Annotated in this window: 1 pseudogene; it reads right to left on the minus strand. The window is 58.6% G+C overall.

The window, feature by feature from the left end:
* Window positions 1-613: pseudogene (locus tag FQ182_RS29675) on the minus strand (RHS repeat protein); the annotation flags it as partial.

Raw genomic sequence — 613 nt, forward strand, 5'->3', positions numbered from 1 at the left:
TGTCGTGCTGGAAAACGAGACGATTGTTGTCCGGCAGGCGCAGGCTTTTGAGCTGGCCGCAGTGGTCGTAGCCATAGCGCAAGGTGCCCCAGCCTTGGTGCTCGGCCGTGAGGCGGTTCTGAATGTCATATTCGTAATTGAGCGGCCAGTGGCCGTCGTCGACGCTGAGTAGATTGCCGAGGCGGTCGTAGGTGTAATCGACACGGCTGCCGTCGGGCAGGGTTTTTCGTACCAGTCGACCGGCTGTGTCCCGTTGATAGTCAGTAACCAGCTGACTATCGTCATCGCCGTATTCGGTCTTTGCCAGCAGATGGCCGTTAAGGTCGTAGGCGTAGGCAGTGCGCCGACCATCAAACCCGATCTCCTGCTGGATCAGGCCGTTGGCGTGATAGACGAGCTGATAGGTTTCGCCAACCTCGTTTTCAATCTCGGTCAGCAGTAACCGGGTGTTGTCGTAGCGGTATTTGAGTTGTGTGCCATCAGGGTTAATGCGTCGGCTGATCAGGTGCAGGCCGTCGGCGTACTCGTAACGGGTGACACGGCCGAGTTCATCGCGCTCGGCGGTGATTTTGCCGTAGGGGTTGTAGCTGAATTCGCGGGTGGCGCCTCCTGG

The sequence above is a fragment of the Pseudomonas sp. ANT_H4 genome (genome assembly GCF_008369295.1).
Classification (GTDB): Bacteria; Pseudomonadota; Gammaproteobacteria; order Pseudomonadales; family Pseudomonadaceae; genus Aquipseudomonas.